Origin of the sequence: Brevibacterium sp. FAM 24630 (assembly GCF_049804075.1) — a bacterium.
Lineage (GTDB): Bacteria > Actinomycetota > Actinomycetes > Actinomycetales > Brevibacteriaceae > Brevibacterium.
The window spans coordinates 154,824-169,796 of record NZ_JBNBZD010000009.1; the positions used below are offsets into that span (position 1 = coordinate 154,824).

At 64.4% G+C, this 14,973-nt stretch carries 12 protein-coding genes and 1 pseudogene; 12 read left to right on the plus strand and 1 reads right to left on the minus strand.

The features are described from left to right. Positions 1 to 261: 261 nt before the first annotated feature. The 6 genes from ACPUD7_RS09175 (at position 262) to ACPUD7_RS09200 (ending at position 7,099) form a co-directional block, all read left to right on the plus strand. Positions 262 to 729, plus strand: coding sequence for a hypothetical protein (locus tag ACPUD7_RS09175; protein WP_425119719.1), 468 nt, complete (start codon positions 262 to 264; stop codon positions 727 to 729). 968 nt (positions 730 to 1,697) lie between these two features. Beyond that, entirely contained in the window at positions 1,698 to 4,211 is a 2,514-nt protein-coding gene (locus ACPUD7_RS09180) for a GcvT family protein (RefSeq protein ID WP_425119720.1), read from the plus strand. Positions 4,212 to 4,213: 2 nt separating this feature from the next. Next, on the plus strand, positions 4,214 to 5,008 hold the full coding sequence (locus ACPUD7_RS09185) for an electron transfer flavoprotein subunit beta/FixA family protein (RefSeq protein ID WP_425119721.1): 795 nt from the start codon (positions 4,214 to 4,216) through the stop codon (positions 5,006 to 5,008). Then, complete coding sequence (locus ACPUD7_RS09190; RefSeq protein ID WP_425119722.1) at positions 5,008 to 6,024, plus strand: electron transfer flavoprotein subunit alpha/FixB family protein; 1,017 nt, start codon at positions 5,008 to 5,010, stop codon at positions 6,022 to 6,024. The genes ACPUD7_RS09185 and ACPUD7_RS09190 overlap by 1 nt, the downstream gene beginning before the upstream one ends. 138 nt (positions 6,025 to 6,162) lie before the next feature. After that, positions 6,163 to 6,558: an acyl-CoA thioesterase gene (locus tag ACPUD7_RS09195; RefSeq protein ID WP_135540655.1), complete on the plus strand. Its 396-nt coding sequence runs from the start codon at positions 6,163 to 6,165 to the stop codon at positions 6,556 to 6,558. 142 nt (positions 6,559 to 6,700) lie between these two features. Then, positions 6,701 to 7,099: a VOC family protein gene (locus tag ACPUD7_RS09200; protein WP_425119723.1), complete on the plus strand. Its 399-nt coding sequence runs from the start codon at positions 6,701 to 6,703 to the stop codon at positions 7,097 to 7,099. A gap of 14 nt (positions 7,100 to 7,113) precedes the next feature. Here the strand turns inward: ACPUD7_RS09200 and ACPUD7_RS09205 are convergent, their stop codons facing one another. Then, a complete protein-coding gene (locus ACPUD7_RS09205; RefSeq protein ID WP_425119724.1) occupies positions 7,114 to 7,839 on the minus strand; it encodes a helix-turn-helix domain-containing protein in 726 nt (241 codons plus the stop codon). A gap of 130 nt (positions 7,840 to 7,969) precedes the next feature. Between ACPUD7_RS09205 and ACPUD7_RS09210 the strand changes: the two genes are divergently transcribed. From ACPUD7_RS09210 to erm, 6 genes and pseudogenes are all read left to right on the plus strand, one after another. Further along, positions 7,970 to 8,542, plus strand: coding sequence for an HAD domain-containing protein (locus ACPUD7_RS09210; RefSeq protein WP_425119725.1), 573 nt, complete (start codon positions 7,970 to 7,972; stop codon positions 8,540 to 8,542). Next, entirely contained in the window at positions 8,539 to 9,330 is a 792-nt protein-coding gene (locus tag ACPUD7_RS09215) for a glutamate racemase (protein WP_135540649.1), read from the plus strand. The genes ACPUD7_RS09210 and ACPUD7_RS09215 overlap by 4 nt, the downstream gene beginning before the upstream one ends. Before the next feature lie 152 nt (positions 9,331 to 9,482). Further along, positions 9,483 to 10,493, plus strand: a complete 1,011-nt coding sequence (locus ACPUD7_RS09220; RefSeq protein ID WP_425119726.1) for a slipin family protein — start codon at positions 9,483 to 9,485, stop codon at positions 10,491 to 10,493. Between the two features lie 52 nt (positions 10,494 to 10,545). Beyond that, a complete protein-coding gene (locus tag ACPUD7_RS09225) occupies positions 10,546 to 11,142 on the plus strand; it encodes an HdeD family acid-resistance protein (protein ID WP_135540646.1) in 597 nt (198 codons plus the stop codon). 379 nt (positions 11,143 to 11,521) lie between these two features. Then, positions 11,522 to 13,033 (plus strand): inorganic phosphate transporter, encoded by a 1,512-nt coding sequence (locus ACPUD7_RS09230; protein ID WP_425119727.1) that lies wholly within the window; start codon positions 11,522 to 11,524, stop codon positions 13,031 to 13,033. Positions 13,034 to 13,447: 414 nt separating this feature from the next. Beyond that, positions 13,448 to 14,266 (plus strand): annotated as a pseudogene (gene erm, locus ACPUD7_RS09235) (23S ribosomal RNA methyltransferase Erm); the annotation flags it as partial. Positions 14,267 to 14,973 lie beyond the last annotated feature (707 nt).

Here is a 14,973-nt window from a genome sequence, read left to right on the forward strand (position 1 = left end):
AGATCATTAATGCAAATAGAGCAACTGCGGCTGCCGGAAGCGACATGTGATACCGTCAACAACGTCCAAGCATCCCCAACCTAGGACACGTAGTGAACAGAATTGCATCCAAATCAGCCACCGGGTTCATCGCGGCAATATCCCTTGGGGGCTCTGATAGTCTCTGCGTCTCCTGCGATCGCTAGCCCATCAGATTCGCCAGACACATCTGCCAAAAGTGAATCAGTCCAGCAAACCCAGAAGCCAACCGGCTCATCATCCATGATGAAAGCGGGAGAGCTTCGTAAAGAACTGAAATCGAAGGGTTATGAAGCTGGGGCCACCAAGACTATCGAAGACGAAAAAGTTACAACGTACAGCACGAGCGTCCAAGACTTCACGATAGAGTTCCTCGTGCCCGAGAATGATAACACCGAGGTGAACCTGAGCCTCCCGAGCGACAACGAGAACTCATCTGCGGCCGGCACTCAAAAGGTGAATTTCGGATGGGACAACGGCCCGCGCCTTTACATGACTGGCACTGACTTCTGGAACCTCGGCGCCACAGGCGTAAAGGAAGCATGCGGGAAGCTGCCCGCCGGCAGCGGCCCCTGCTCGGACCTCGTGGACAGCGTCTGGGAGGACATCCTCACGGGACCAGGTAAACCACTTCGTGATGACACTTGCTACGACCTCAGCCAGACACTGAATGTCGGCTGGGAAAAGGTAGACGCAAGTAAGTGCAAATAAAGATGGCTAAGCATCGAATCGGGACGCTGACATTACTAGCGGTTACCTGCGTATATGTATTTTACTGCATCATCATTCCGGTCACCAGCGGCCCCATTTCGATTACCTTCTTGGCAACCCCTGCGCTGAGCTTGATTATATTGTTTACTATACTCTCGGGTGGCATCAAAGAAAGTCGATTTATAAATCGCGCTTCCGCATATCTCTATCTTTCGACCGCGATCGTCGCGTTAGCGGTGGTTCTAGCGGCCGTAAATGCCGCCGACGGACTGGTGACTTCGGTCTCGGGAATGCTTCTCTTACTTCTGATCGCGGTTGTAATTGACAAGAATCGGGCAAACAAGACGCCGATGAGCGGCTAGAAGCCCTAAACGCTATGCAATGAATGTCAAACAAACGCAACCAGGTAATCACTGAACAGAACCGAAGGGTTCGCCCCCAACCAAGGCCAGGGGCGAACCCTTCGTCGCGTCGGCCATTAGGTGAACTACCGTTCTCGCTCTGCCCCAAGGATCGTTACAGGGCGCAATATTGCACCGCCGTCGCGGACGGCCCAGGCGATGCACTATTGCCACTATTCGGCCCCACCGGCAATCTCCCGATTCGCACGACGGAGAGCAGTCCGGCGTAGAGACCTGTCATCACGACGACTGCCCCGGAAAGGGAGATGGTACCGCTCGCAGCCCCACAAGGATGTTCGCGATTGAGTTGAAATCTTCTTGGCTGCCTCCACTCGACCCGCTCCTGCTGGAGGAGTGATTTCACTGCTCCGCACTGCATTCGCCTCGTCCCGCCCTCAGGCTGGTTTGACAAGATGAGGGAGCTGTTGCCGCCAGCACCGGACAACCCTTGACACACCCTCGGCGGCGAGGCACGATCAGGATACGAAGTTCCACATAGCGCACCAAGTTGCACAGTTCGCAACATCGCAGGTGAAGGCAGAGTAGCCTTCAGAGAGGAGCCAGCCCATGGCTTCCGTCCCCGCCCAAGCCAGCGTCGTCGTTGTCGGAGCCGGCATCGTCGGCAACAGTCTCGTCCATCATCTCGCCGAACTCGGCTGGACCGACATCGTCCAGGTCGACAAGGGTCCCTTGCCGAATCCCGGCGGATCGACCGGGCATGCCTCGAACTTCATCTTTCCCGTCGACCATTCTCGGGAGATCACCGACCTCACCCTCGACAGCATGCGCCAGTACAAGGAGCTCGGCGTCTTCACCGAGTCCGGCGGCTTCGAGGTCGCCCGCACCGAAGAGCGCATGCAGGAACTGCGACGGCGCATGGCCTCGGCGCGAGCGTGGGGAATCGAATCCGAGCTGGTCAGCCCCGCCGAGGTCGCTCAGAAGGTGCCGTTCCTCGACCCCGATGTCATCGTCGGCGCCTTCTGGACGCCGACGGTCGGAGTCGTCGACTCCGTGCGTGCCGGGACGATGATGCGAGAATCCGCACAGGCCAAGGGTGCCCTGACTGTCTCGCCCAACACCGAGGTGACCGATATCGAAGTCGAGGACGGTCAGATCGTCCGCGTGCACACGTCGAAGGGCGCCATCGAGACGAACCGCGTCCTCGTTGCCTGCGGTGTGTGGAGTCCGCGCATCGCGGCCATGGCCGGTGCCGCTATCCCCCTCACACCCGCAGTGCACCAGATGATCAGTGTCGGCCCGGTGCCGCAGCTGGCCGAGACCTCCGGCGAGATCACCTTCCCGATCGTGCGCGACATGGACACCTTCTGCTACGAACGTCAGCACGGCTCGGACATGGAGATCGGCTCCTACGCCCACCGCGCGATCCTCCACGAGCCCGATGAGATCCCCTCGATCGAGGCCGCGAAACTCTCTCCCACCGAGATGCCCTTCACCGACGAGGACTTCGACCCGCAACTCGAGCAGGCACTTGAACTCATGCCTGAAGTGCTGTCGAACCCTGAGGTCGAGATCCGCTACGCCATCAACGGACTGCTCTCGCTGACACCCGACGGCCCCGCGATCCTCGGCGAATCTCCCCAGGTCAAGGGCCTGTGGTCGGCAGCCGCCGTGTGGGTCAAGGAAGGACCAGGAGTCGGTCGGGCCGTCGCCGAATGGATGACGACCGGGCTGCCGGAGATCGACGTCCAAGCCGCCGACATCGCCCGCTTCCATTCCCACCAGCGCACCCGCGCACACGTGCGGGCACGGACCTCGGAAGCGTTCAACAAGACCTACGGCATCGTCCACCCCGGTGAACAGTGGTCCTCCGACCGCAATATCCGCCGCTCGCCCATGTGGCAGCGGGAGAAGGACCTCGGAGCGGTCTTCTTCGAAGCCGGCGGGTGGGAACGACCGCAGTGGTTCGAATCGAATGCGCCCCTGCTCGACGAGTTCGGTGACGCCGTCATGGAGCGCACGGCCGAATGGGACGCCCGCTGGTGGTCACCGATCATCAACGCCGAACACCTGGCCATGCGTGAACGCGCGGGCCTCGTCGATCTCTCGAGCTTCGTCATCTTCGACGTCTTCGGACCCACCGCTCTCGATGCGGTCCAGCACATCGCCTTGGCGCAGATGGACGTATCCGTCGGTCGCGTCGTCTACACCCCCATCCTCGATGAGGGCGGCGGCTTCCGTTCGGACCTGACCATCATGCGCCTGGCCCACGACCGATTCCGCGTCGTCACCGGTGCCGCCCACGGCATGGTCGATGTGAAGTGGTTCTCCGACCGGCTGCCCGAGACCGGCGCGCAGATCGCCGATCTCACGAGTTCGTGGACGACGATCGGACTGTGGGGGCCCAGAGCACGGGACATCCTCGGCGCGCTCACCACTGCCGATATCTCTCATGAGGGCTTCAGGTTCGGTACCGCACGAACCATCGAGGTCGGTTCGCTCGAGGTGCTCGCCTCCCGCATCTCCTATGTCGGCGACCTCGGCTGGGAGCTCTATGTGCCGATGGAGTCCGGGCTGGCGCTCTGGGACGCGCTCATGGAAGCCGGTGGGCAGCACGGGCTCGTGCCCGTCGGTCTCGGCGTCTACGGTGCTTCCGGTCGGCTCGAGAAGGGCTACCGGGCCTTCGGCGCCGAACTCGACTCCGAACGTACCGTCGTCGAAGTCGGCATGAGCAGGCCGAAGGTCAAGTCCCAGGACTTCATCGGCAGGGCCGCCCACCTGCGCCACCGCGAGGAGGACCCGCAAACCGTGCTCTGCTCACTCACCGTCGACGATCACACGAGTTCAAGCGGTGAGAAGCGCTACATGCTCGGAGGCGAACCCATCGTCTCCGCGGACGGCCAGCCGCTGGTCGACGGTCACGGCCGCCGGGCCTATGTCACTTCGGCGGGTTCGGCTCCGAGCCTCGGAAAGCACGTCCTCATGGCGTTCCTCCCACCCGCCGAGGCGGTGCTGGGCAACCGTCTCCAGGTCGTCTACATGGAGGAGTTCTATCCGGTGACCGTGGCAGCGGTCGATTCGACGCCGCTGTTCGACCCCGACAACGAGTGCATCAGGAGATAGCCATGAACATCCTCGTGTGCATCAAACGCATCCCCGATATCGCCGGGCAGATCACCCTTGACGGTGCGGAAACCGGCATCGACGAATCCGGTCTCGGCCACACCATGTCCTCCCATGAGGAATGCGCCGTCGAGCTCGCCATCCAGACCGCCGCGGCCACCGGTGGCAAGGTCACCGTGCTCACCCTGGGCCCTGCCGAGGCGGTCGAACAGCTGCGTGCGGCGGCAGCCGTGGGCGCGAACGACGGAATCCTCATCGAAACGGCCGATCCCGATGCCTTCGGACCCGAGGACATCGCCCAGGTCATCGCCGATGTCGTCCGCGATCGTGCCGAACAAGGCCAGGAGTTCGATCTCGTGCTGCTGGGCAACGATGCCGCCGACACCGGCGACTTCCAAGTGCCGATCCGGCTCGCCTACGAACTCGAATACCCGGTGCTCACGAGCATCCAGACGCTGAGCCCCACGGACGGCTCCGGCGGCGCGGCCGCCTCGGGCGGGATCGAGGCCCGCGGGATCGGGCCGGCCGGTGCCGAGCTCTTCTCCGTCGACCTGCCCGCCGTCATCGCCGTCCAGGAGGGCGGAGTCGACCCCCGCTACCCCTCGATCACCGGTCGGATGAAAGCGAAGAAAGCGCCCATCGCCGAATACGACGCACCCGATCCCGGAGCGGGCAATCCACGGATGAGGCTCGAGCTGCCGCCGGAGAAGACGAGTGCGGTGACCATCCTCGGCGAGGGCCCCGATGCGGCACCCGCCTTGGTCGATGTTCTGGAAGAGATCGGGGTGCTTCGGTGATGACTCTCGTATTCGTCGAAACAGATGAGACCGGTGCGGTGCAGCTGACTTCCGCCGAGGCGGTCACCTTCGCCCGCACCCACGCCGCCACCCTCACCTCCTTGCTACCCGACGGCGGCGCAGCAACCTCGCGCGAGGTATCTGGGACGCCGTCGGGTAGTCCTGAAGGGGTGGTGGTGGGGCCGCTCAGCGACGCCGCCGTCGACGAGCTGGGGCGGCTGGGGGTGAGCGTCATCCACCACCTCCAGCATCCCGATCTCGAGGAGTACTCGGCGGCGGCCTGGGCACAGGCCATCGTCGACATCGCCCCTGACTCCGGCACGCTGCTGGCTTCGGGAACACCTCGAGGCATGGAGCTCATGGCCCATGTCGCGGTGCGCACCGGTGAGCGGATGGCGGCGAATGTCATCGCCGTCGACGAGGAGGGGCTGCTGCGGCAGGTCTACGGCGGGACGGCGTTCGAACGGCTCCGGCTCGACGGCGAACTGCAGGTCCTCACGGTCGCCGGTCACGCCTGCTCTCCCGAGGAGACCGCGCCGACGACACCGCAGATCTACGACTACGAGCTCGAGGTCACCGAGGAGGACCTGCGCACCCGAGCGACACGGACCGAGGCCGAGGCCGCCGACGACACCTCCGGACTGAGTCAGGCACGGGCCGTGGTCGGTGCCGGACGCGGAGTCGGTTCGGAGAACGGTTTCGGCGAGGTCCTCGAACTCGTCGACCACCTCGACGGAGCTCTGGGCGTCTCACGGGTGGTCACGGGGCTCGGCTGGCGGCCGCACGCCGAGCAGGTCGGGCAGACCGGCAGCCGGATCTCACCCGATGTCTACATCGCCTGCGGGATCTCCGGGGCCATCCAGCACATGGCCGGGATCGAGGGCGCGAAGACCCTCATTGCGATCAACACCGACGAAGAGGCGACCATGGTCCAGCGCGCGGACTACGCGATCATCGGCGATCTCCATGAGGTCGTCGGCGCCGTCAACGAGGAGATCCGCAACCGCCGAGGCTGAGGCTCGCTTCCTCCATGTGGGCCGTCACGGGCCAGGCGGGATTTCCCATTCGGAACGCTCTCCTGATTAACTGTGGAACGATCGTTCAGTTCGAGCACCGCTGCGCTCACGGCTGCCGCAGCGGACATGGAGGCATGCGTGAAGACATTCGAATACTCGCCCGAGGTCCGCTGGTCGGATCAGGACATGCTCGGGCACGTGAATAACGCACGGCTGATCACCATCGTCGAAGAGTGCCGTGTGCGGTGGATGCATGGAATCCGGGCCGGTCACATCACCGGCGGGGGTCTGCTCGTGGCCCACCAGTCCATCGATTACCTCGTGCCCGTCATGTACGGACCGAAGCTGACGATGACCGTGACGGTGAAGAAGCTCGGAAACTCCTCGTTCACCGTCAACACCCGGGGAGACCAGGATGGACGTCAGGTCTTCGACCATGACTGCGTGCTCGTCCACATCGACCGGGACACCTCCGAACCGACCCCGCTGACGTCCGATCTGCGCGCCGTGTTCGGGGAGTACCTGCAGGACTGAGCCTCGCCGCAGCGGCGACTGCTCCGCTCGCCCGAGGTTCACCGAGACTGCCCGGGCGCTTCGCGCCCGCACGGACCGTGATGGTGCGAACATGGCCGATCTGTTCATGCTCACCCGCCGCGCTCCCGCATAGCCTGAAGGCATGAAACTCGACGCGATCTCAATCATCACTGCCGATATGCCCGCAGCTCTCACCTTCTACTCCGCGCTCGGACTCGAGCTCACCGACGGCGGTCCGGAGGCGCCACACACCGAATTCTCCTCGGGCAGCCTCCGCATCCTCCTCGACACCGAGGCGGTCATGCACAGCATCGACCCCGACTGGACGTGGCCGACCGGCGGCCACAAGATGTCCCTGGCCTTCGACTGCTCCACGCCCGAGGCCGTCGACGCGACCTTCGCCGAACTCACCGGCGAAGCGGCGGGGCCCGCCGTGGCCGGGGTCGTCCACGAACCCTGGGACGCCTTCTGGGGACAGCGCTATGCCGTGGTCTCCGACCCCGACGGCAACAAGGTCGACCTCTTCGCGAGTCTCGGGTAGGCGCGCCGGCCCCGTCACCGCCCGAGCAGGGAGCGCTCATCGCGCCACAGGTGCGCCGCATCCGCGTAGCCGGCACGCGCCGCAGCCGCGGTGCGGGTGTGGCCGGCAGCGAGGAATGCGCGAGCCGCCTGCCAGCGCAGGACCTTCGTCAGATGCTTCGGCCCATACCCGAACCACTCCGCCGAGAGCCTGCGCAGCTGCCGAGGCGAGTACGCGAAGTCCGCGGCCACCTCGGCGACGGTCCTTGCCGGTGAGGCCATCCCGGCACCGAGGAGGCCGGCCATATCGATGGGGCGCCGGTCGAAGACGGTGCGGTCTGTCAGGACCGTCGCGATCGCGAGCAGCTCACGGGCGTGCGCACTCATCGGCTCAGCTGCGGCCTCCCCCGCCCGCCGTCGTGGCGAACCCGGCTCGTCGATCCCAGCCGCGCGTGCTTGGGCGGCGGCGACGATGCCCGGGGCGACGACTGCCTCGAGCGGGGTGACGCGATCGGCCAGCTCCGCCGCCGAGGTGGCCAGCAGTTGGGGAAGCACACCCGGACCGAAGCGGAGTCCGATCACGGGTTCTGGGGTGCCGGCGAAGCCGCGAGCGGTCGAATCGGCGCCGGCGATGATGATCGTCGGTCCGATGCGGATGAGGTCCATGCATCCGTCGGGGACGATGAGCGACTCCCCCGGCGTCTGCCCGATCGAGACCCACAGGCTCGCCTGCAAGCGGGGGATGTGGGTCTGTCGGTACACGGACTCGGCTCTCCTCGGCGGTCGGCGGTAAACTCGGAGACGAAATCTGGTGCGGGCGGAAGCGGTCTGCCCCCAGAATAGCGCGCTCGTCTCGCGTCCGGCCGGACGGCGAAGCGAACAGGAAGGAATGATGGCTGCCGCATCCCCGTCGCCGGTCTCGGCTCGCCGGCGAGCACGCCATGTCACCGTCTTCCTCGACGTCGACGGCGTCCTCAACTCCTATCCGGTGCCCAAACTGCGCATCATGACCGAAGGCCGGAAGAAGCTGCGGGCGTGGAACTACGAGCTCCACTACCGAACGGCCGTCGTCGAATTCTTCGATCGCATCGTCGAAACCCATGACGTCGACGTCGTCTGGCTCTCGACCTGGTCAAAGCGGTGCAAGTCCGAGCTCGAACCGAAATTCGGTCTGCGCAACTCCTTCGACGTCATCGAAATGCCCGATGAGACCCATAACCGTTTCGCTCACGACCCGCAGCAGTGGTGGAAGGCCCGCGCCATGGAGGACTGGCTGTCCACGCACGAACACGGCCGCGCGATCTGGATCGACGACGACCTGGCCTGGCCGGTCACGCGCGAATACTTCCTCAGCCGGTATTCGACGAACCGACTCAAACTCATCGCCCCGGACTTCGCCCACGGCCTGACGAAGGCCCACCTCAAAGCGATCCGGGAGTTCGCCTACCCGAAGGACGCTTCATGACGCGCATCGGTCTGCTCGATTCCGGACTCGGACTCCTCGGCACCGCCGATGCACTCTTCCACCTCGCTCCCGACGCGGACCTCGTCCTGGCCATGGATCCGGACTTCTCTCCCTACGGCAGCCTGAGCACGGAGACCCTCGAACAGCGGGCCCTGCATTCGGCCGGGGTGCTCGCCGAATGGGAACCCGATGCCATCGTCATCGCCTGCAACACCGCCTCGGTGCAGGCACTCGAGGCCGTGCGCGCCCGCTATGAACCGCGCATTCCCGTCATCGGCACCGTCCCCGCGGTGAAGATGGCCGCCGGCACGGGACAGGACTTCGCGATCTGGGCGACCCCGGCGACCACCGGCAGCGACTACCAACAGAACCTCATCGATTCCTTCGCCGCCGACCTGCACGTGGCCAAGGTCGCCTGCCCGGGATTGGCCGAGGCGATCAACGCCGCCGACCTGGAGAAGATCGACACCGCCATCGAGGATGCCTTCACCCAAATGGGGCCGGGAATGGAGACCGTGGTGCTCGGCTGTACCCATTACGGACTCGTCGCTGACCGCATCATGGCCGCCCGCGCGGGCGCCCTCACCGTCTTCGACTCCCCGATGCCGGTGGCCAAACAGACACTGCGCCGCATCGGCCTCGAACCCGCGGGAATCGGCGAGGAACAGCCGGGCACCGGACGCGTGCTCGCCACCTTCGCTTCCGGGCGCCGGGTGAACCTGCCCACCTCACTGGCGGCCTACCCGGCCGGCAAACGACTGCTGGCCCGAGAGTCGCAGGAGGGCTGAGCGCCCCACCCCCTCTCAGGGTGAGCCGTCGACGCCCCTCCCACGAAACCCCGCGCTCGGCAAAAGTTTCGTGATTATAACCGACCCTGCCATCAGAGGCAAACGAGTGCTAAAATGAGGGGACCGTCAGTCGTCAAAGGAGGCGATTCGACATGTTGGCGCTCGGAATCCTTGCCGCACTTGTCGCACTCGGAGCCATCACGCTGGGAAACAGCCTGAGGATCGTCAAACAGTATGAGCGCGGGGTGGTCTTCCGCCTCGGCAGAGTGAATGCCGAGCCCAAACCTCCCGGGCTGACGGCGATCATCCCGTTCGTCGACAATCTGCAGAAGGTCAATCTCCAGATCGTCACGATGCCGATTCCCGCTCAGGAAGGCATCACCCGCGACAACGTCACCGTCCGCGTCGACGCCGTCATCTACTTCAAGGTCGTCGATCCGCGCAAGGCCGTCGTCGATGTCGAAGACTATCAGCTCGCCGTCGGGCAGGTCGCGCAGACCTCGCTGCGGTCGATCATCGGCCAGAGCGAACTCGACGATCTGCTCACCAACCGCGAACGCCTCAATCAGGGCCTGGCGATCATGATCGACAATCCCGCCGTCGACTGGGGCATCCACATCGACCGCGTCGAGATCAAGGACGTGGCCCTGCCGGAGACGATGAAGCGGTCGATGTCGCGCCAGGCCGAAGCCGAACGCGAACGCCGCTCGCGGGTCATCATCGCCGATGGTGAGCTGCAGGCGTCGAACAAGCTCGCCCAGGCCTCCGAGGCGATGGCCCACACCCCATCCGCCCTCCAGCTGCGCCTGCTGCAGACCATCGTCGAAGTCGCCGCCGAACGGAATTCGACCCTCGTTCTGCCCTTCCCTGTCGAACTGCTCCGGTTCCTCGAAGGCAACACTCCGACCTCGCCTCCCACTGCCGAGGCGGGGGCGAAACCCGATTCGAACTCCGCCGAGGAGGAGGCGACGTCCACCCCGGACACGGCCGCGGCCAACACCGCACCGACCACCGACCTCGACGCCATCGTCCAAGCGATGTCCGAATCGCTCAAACTCACCGGCCTCATGCCCGAGCAGGAACGCGTCACCTCGGATATGCCCGAGCAGGAGCGCACGACCTCGGACACCGCGGAGGCGGAGGAGCATCTCGGGCACGCCTGATCGAGACCATCCTCTTCAGCATCCGTCCAAATCCGAGGACTAGGCTGAGGCCATGGACCTCAAGCGCACAGGAAGAACAGTCATCGTCAACGGCGTCATCGCCCTCGTGATGGGTGTGCTGATGATGGCTTGGCCCGGTGCCTCCGCCGAGGTGGTCGTGCGGATCTTCGCCTGCTGGCTCGCCGTCATCGCCGTCTCCTCCCTCGTGTTCGCCCCGCGTGGAGGACGCACCGGCAGCCTGGTCACGCGTGCGGTTCTGCTCATCCTCCTCGGCGTGCTCATCTTCCTCACCCCGATGCTGTTCGCCTCGATGGTCACGGTGCTCACCGGCTTCGCGATCGTCTTCTTCAGCATCCTCGCTCTCACCGTGTCCTTCTTCATCCGACGCATCGGTGTCGGGTCCTGGTGGGTGCTCACGACCATCGGCATCCTCGGCATCATCCTCGGCGCGTTCTTCCTCTTCGCCCCGAGCGCCGGGGTGACCGCGCTGATCTTCACTCTCGCCGCGTTCATCATCCTCGTCGGCATCGCCCTCATCGCTCTCGGTCGGCGCCTGCGCAGCACTGCCCGGCAGATGCAGGCCGATCCGCACCGCAACCGTCCCGACGACGGCGGCGGGGACGTCATCCGCGGCGAGATCATCGACTGAGTCCGGCCGCCTCGGCGAGCCTCTCCCCTCTCTTCTGACTTCTGCGATCGGGCCCGCGCATGTCCGGGCCCGGTCACGTCTGTGGGCCCGCTTCCGCTGCCGCGGCCCCGTCTCGGGGTTTCGTGGCCGTTGTCACAGCCGGTCTTTCCTCCTGCCCCAACCGACCTCACCACCTCCCGCGCGAACCCGCTCGCATAGCATCTGACCTGGAATTTCGCGTGAACCTCAGGCGAATTGCACCGAATGTGCATGTTCATTTCGCGCGCGTCCGATTCGGTGTTCACCCTCCGTTCACCTTTCCCGTAACCTGGCGGTCATTCGGCCTGCGAATCATGGGAGCAGACACAGCCTGCATCCAGACCTTCGCTAGGAGATTCGAATGACCCAGGTTCTGGCCCCGGAGCGCCGCACTCCGCCGCCTGCCCTCGGCCGCAGCAATGATCGCCTCTGGCATCTGGCCTTCGGCGGCCTGCTCGCGATCACCCTCATCGCCTTCACCCTGTGGTCCTTCGACTTCGTCGGTCGCGACGCACCGCGCATGGTGCTCGTCACCACTGTCATCTTCGGCGCCTTCATGGCGTTCAACATCGGCGGCAACGATGTCGCCAACGCCTTCGGGACCTCCGTCGGAGCCGGCACACTGACGATGAAGCAGGCACTGCTCATCGCTGCGGTCTTCGAAGTCAGCGGTGCCCTGCTGGCCGGCGGCGACGTCACCGACACGGTCAAGAGCGGAATCGTCGACCTCAGCGGAGTCGCGATCAACCCGATGGATTTCGCGTTCATCATGATGGCCGCCCTCCTCGGTGCCGCACTGTGGCTGCTCGTGGCAACCCGGATGGGCTGGCCGGTGTCGACGACGCATGCGATCATCGGCGGCATCATCGGAGCTTCGCTGACGATCGGCTTCGTCACCGGCACCGGCGGGCTCTCCATGGTGCAATGGTCCGAGGTCGGCCAGATCGCGATCTCCTGGGTGCTGTCGCCCGCGCTCGGCGGACTCGCTGCGTTCTTCATCTACGGGCTGATCAAGAAGTACGTGCTCGGCAATGCGCTGTCACACACCCTCAAGCCACATATGCTCTCCGCCGTCGCTCCGGCCGAAGGCTCCGTCGACGCCCAGATCGACTTGGAGACCACCGGGGCGGACGTCACAGGAGCCGGTACGGGTGCGATCGGCACTCACTCGGCTCTGCAGCGCTGGGTTCCGCTCATCGCTGCCGCCGGTGCGGTCATCATCACCGCGATGCTGCTGTTCAAGGGTCTGACGAATCTCGACATGAGCGTGTCCACCGTCGGCGGAGTCCTCGTCATGGCCATGATCGGCGTGGCCGTGTGGCTGGCCGTGTTCGTCTTCGCCAAGACCCTGCGCAAGCAGACCGTGCCCCGCGCGACCTATATCCTGTTCTCCTGGATGCAGGTGTTCACCGCCTCCGCGTTCGCCTTCAGCCACGGTTCGAACGACATCGCGAACGCCGTCGGCCCTTTCGCCGCCGTCCTCGATGTGCTCCGCACCGACAGCATCAACGCCGAGGCGACCGTTCCGTTCGCGGCCATGCTCACCTGCGGAATCGCCCTCATCGTCGGTCTTTGGTTCATCGGTCGGAAGGTCATCGCGACCGTCGGAACGAACCTCACCGAGATCCACCCTGCCTCCGGATTCGCCGCGGAGCTCGCGGCCGCCGGAATCGTCATGGCCGCCTCGGTGAGTGGACTGCCCGTGTCCTCGACGCACATCCTCATCGGCGCGATCATCGGTGTCGGCCTGGTCAACCGGTCGGCGAACTGGAAGCTCATGAAGCCGATCGCCCTGGCCTGGGTCATCACCCTGCCGGCAGCGGCCGCCATCGGTTCGATCGGAGTGCTCGTCCTGCGCACCCTCATGGGCTGATACCCGTTCTGAACACGCCCCGCCGACTTCACTGAGAATTCGGCGGGGTAATTTTTTCGTCCACACCCTGGTGGGCGCGAGAGGACCCGTGCTATCTTATTCGGCATGGGAACATTGAACAGCAGCGCAATGACTGCGCCTTGCTTCTACATTCGTCACCGCCGCGCTGTCAGCGCGCTCGACGAAGATTCTGTGATCGGCTGACCGACGACGGCCGCCTCGATCTCCTCCTGCAAGCGCGTTGTCCTCCCGGATCGTCATCGGCATCCGGGTGCTGCGGCAATCGGCTGATCCTTTTCCGTCCCCACTGACCGTTTTGATCGTCAATGATCGACCAGGTCATCGCGGACCGATCTGACTCACCACCATTGCGCTGCCTCGGGTGCCTCCACCTTCTTTCTGGAGCACATCCCATTGCGACCCCACACGACACGTACACACTCGACACATTCGAAGTCGAGACATTCACGGTCGAAGCACGGCGGGCGACACGAACTCGGCCAGAACTTCCTCCGCTCACGCACCACTATCGACACGATTGCGAGCCTGGCTCGCTCCACCTCCGGACCGATCATGGAGATCGGCCCCGGCGACGGAGCAGTCACGACCAAGCTCTACCGGCTCGGCCGAGAGCTCACACTCGTCGAACTCGACGAAACGAGGCTTGATCACCTTGAAGACTCATTCCCGCGGGCCGAGGTCCGGCACGCCGACATCCTGACCACCCGGCTCGACCGGCCGGTCATCGTCGGCAATCTGCCGTTCCACCTCACCACCCCCATTCTCCGCAGACTGCTGCGCTCGAGTCAGTGGCAGCAGGCCATCCTGCTCACCCAATGGGAGGTGGCCCGCAAACGTGCCGGAGTCGGCGGATCGACCATGATGACCGCCCAATGGGCACCATGGTTCGACTTCCGCCTCGTATCACGCGTCCCCGCGGATGCATTCACCCCGAAACCCAGCGTCGATGGCGGCATCTTCACCATCGATCGCTGTCCCACCGGATCGATCCCAGCCGGTGTTCGATCCGATTATCAACAGTTCGTCCGGTCGGTCTTCACCGGCCGCGGGCGAGGAATGAAAGGAATCCTCTCAACGATGAGCATCACCGATCACCGCACGCTGCAATCGACCATGGACCGCAACGACATCAGAGGAGACACCTTGCCCAAGGACCTCACCCCCGACCAGTGGACCGGACTGTTCACCGAGCTGACCGCCGATTCCGGCCGCACAGAGACCACGGCCTCGCAGAAGACTGCGAAGTCCGCACAGCGCCGAACGGATCCGAAGAAGGGAAAGACCATGCGAAAGAACAGAAAACCCAATCAGAACCCCATCACCGAGGCGGTCCCGGAGAAGCCGTTGATCACCGGGGAGCTGCCCATCATCGGCGCCGAACAGGCGACCGAGAAGCTGCAGGCGTCCATCCCGGGTGCCGATCCGAAGGCGAAGAGCCATGACAAGGGTCATCTGCAGGCCGAACGCGGTTTCATGAATCAGCATCAGAAGCCGCAGCAGCCTCAACCGAGGTGGAATCTCCCGCGCAGGTGAAATAACCCTGCAAGGCGTCCCGGTTCGAGGTACCAACTTCGCGCCGGGACGCTGCTTCAGTCACACAGCGCGGTCGTGTACCCGCCACTCGACGGGGCCGGATCCTGCGACTGGGAGAACGCCCTCGTAGTTCAGGTTCCCGGTCTCCTTGGACCTAGCCAGTATTCTGCCTACGTCGGCTAAGGAGTATGGTTGTCAGCTCTCTCACCGTCTTCGGCGATCAAGAATCTGTGGTCTGGTCTTTCATGAGTTCTCTCCACTAGCCTCGATTTTTCATGGTGTGGCTCGCGCCCATGATTCTCGCGCTATGGAGCGCATTCGGTTCCGGTTGTGCCATTCGGGTATGACGCGACCACCGTGTCTCGCCACGGTTCGGCGGGGACCCA

What these genes read in the sequence shown, in the direction of transcription:
- ACPUD7_RS09200 (WP_425119723.1), top strand. Translation starts at nt 6,701, where the DNA reads ATGAAACTCGACGCGATCTCAATCATCACTGCCGATATGCCCGCAGCT.
- ACPUD7_RS09225 (WP_135540646.1), top strand. Translation starts at nt 10,546, where the DNA reads ATGGACCTCAAGCGCACAGGAAGAACAGTCATCGTCAACGGCGTCATC.
- ACPUD7_RS09230 (WP_425119727.1), top strand. Translation starts at nt 11,522, where the DNA reads ATGACCCAGGTTCTGGCCCCGGAGCGCCGCACTCCGCCGCCTGCCCTC.
- ACPUD7_RS09180 (WP_425119720.1), top strand. Translation starts at nt 1,698, where the DNA reads ATGGCTTCCGTCCCCGCCCAAGCCAGCGTCGTCGTTGTCGGAGCCGGC.
- ACPUD7_RS09210 (WP_425119725.1), top strand. Translation starts at nt 7,970, where the DNA reads ATGGCTGCCGCATCCCCGTCGCCGGTCTCGGCTCGCCGGCGAGCACGC.
- ACPUD7_RS09185 (WP_425119721.1), top strand. Translation starts at nt 4,214, where the DNA reads ATGAACATCCTCGTGTGCATCAAACGCATCCCCGATATCGCCGGGCAG.
- ACPUD7_RS09215 (WP_135540649.1), top strand. Translation starts at nt 8,539, where the DNA reads ATGACGCGCATCGGTCTGCTCGATTCCGGACTCGGACTCCTCGGCACC.
- ACPUD7_RS09175 (WP_425119719.1), top strand. Translation starts at nt 262, where the DNA reads ATGATGAAAGCGGGAGAGCTTCGTAAAGAACTGAAATCGAAGGGTTAT.
- ACPUD7_RS09190 (WP_425119722.1), top strand. Translation starts at nt 5,008, where the DNA reads ATGACTCTCGTATTCGTCGAAACAGATGAGACCGGTGCGGTGCAGCTG.
- ACPUD7_RS09220 (WP_425119726.1), top strand. Translation starts at nt 9,483, where the DNA reads ATGTTGGCGCTCGGAATCCTTGCCGCACTTGTCGCACTCGGAGCCATC.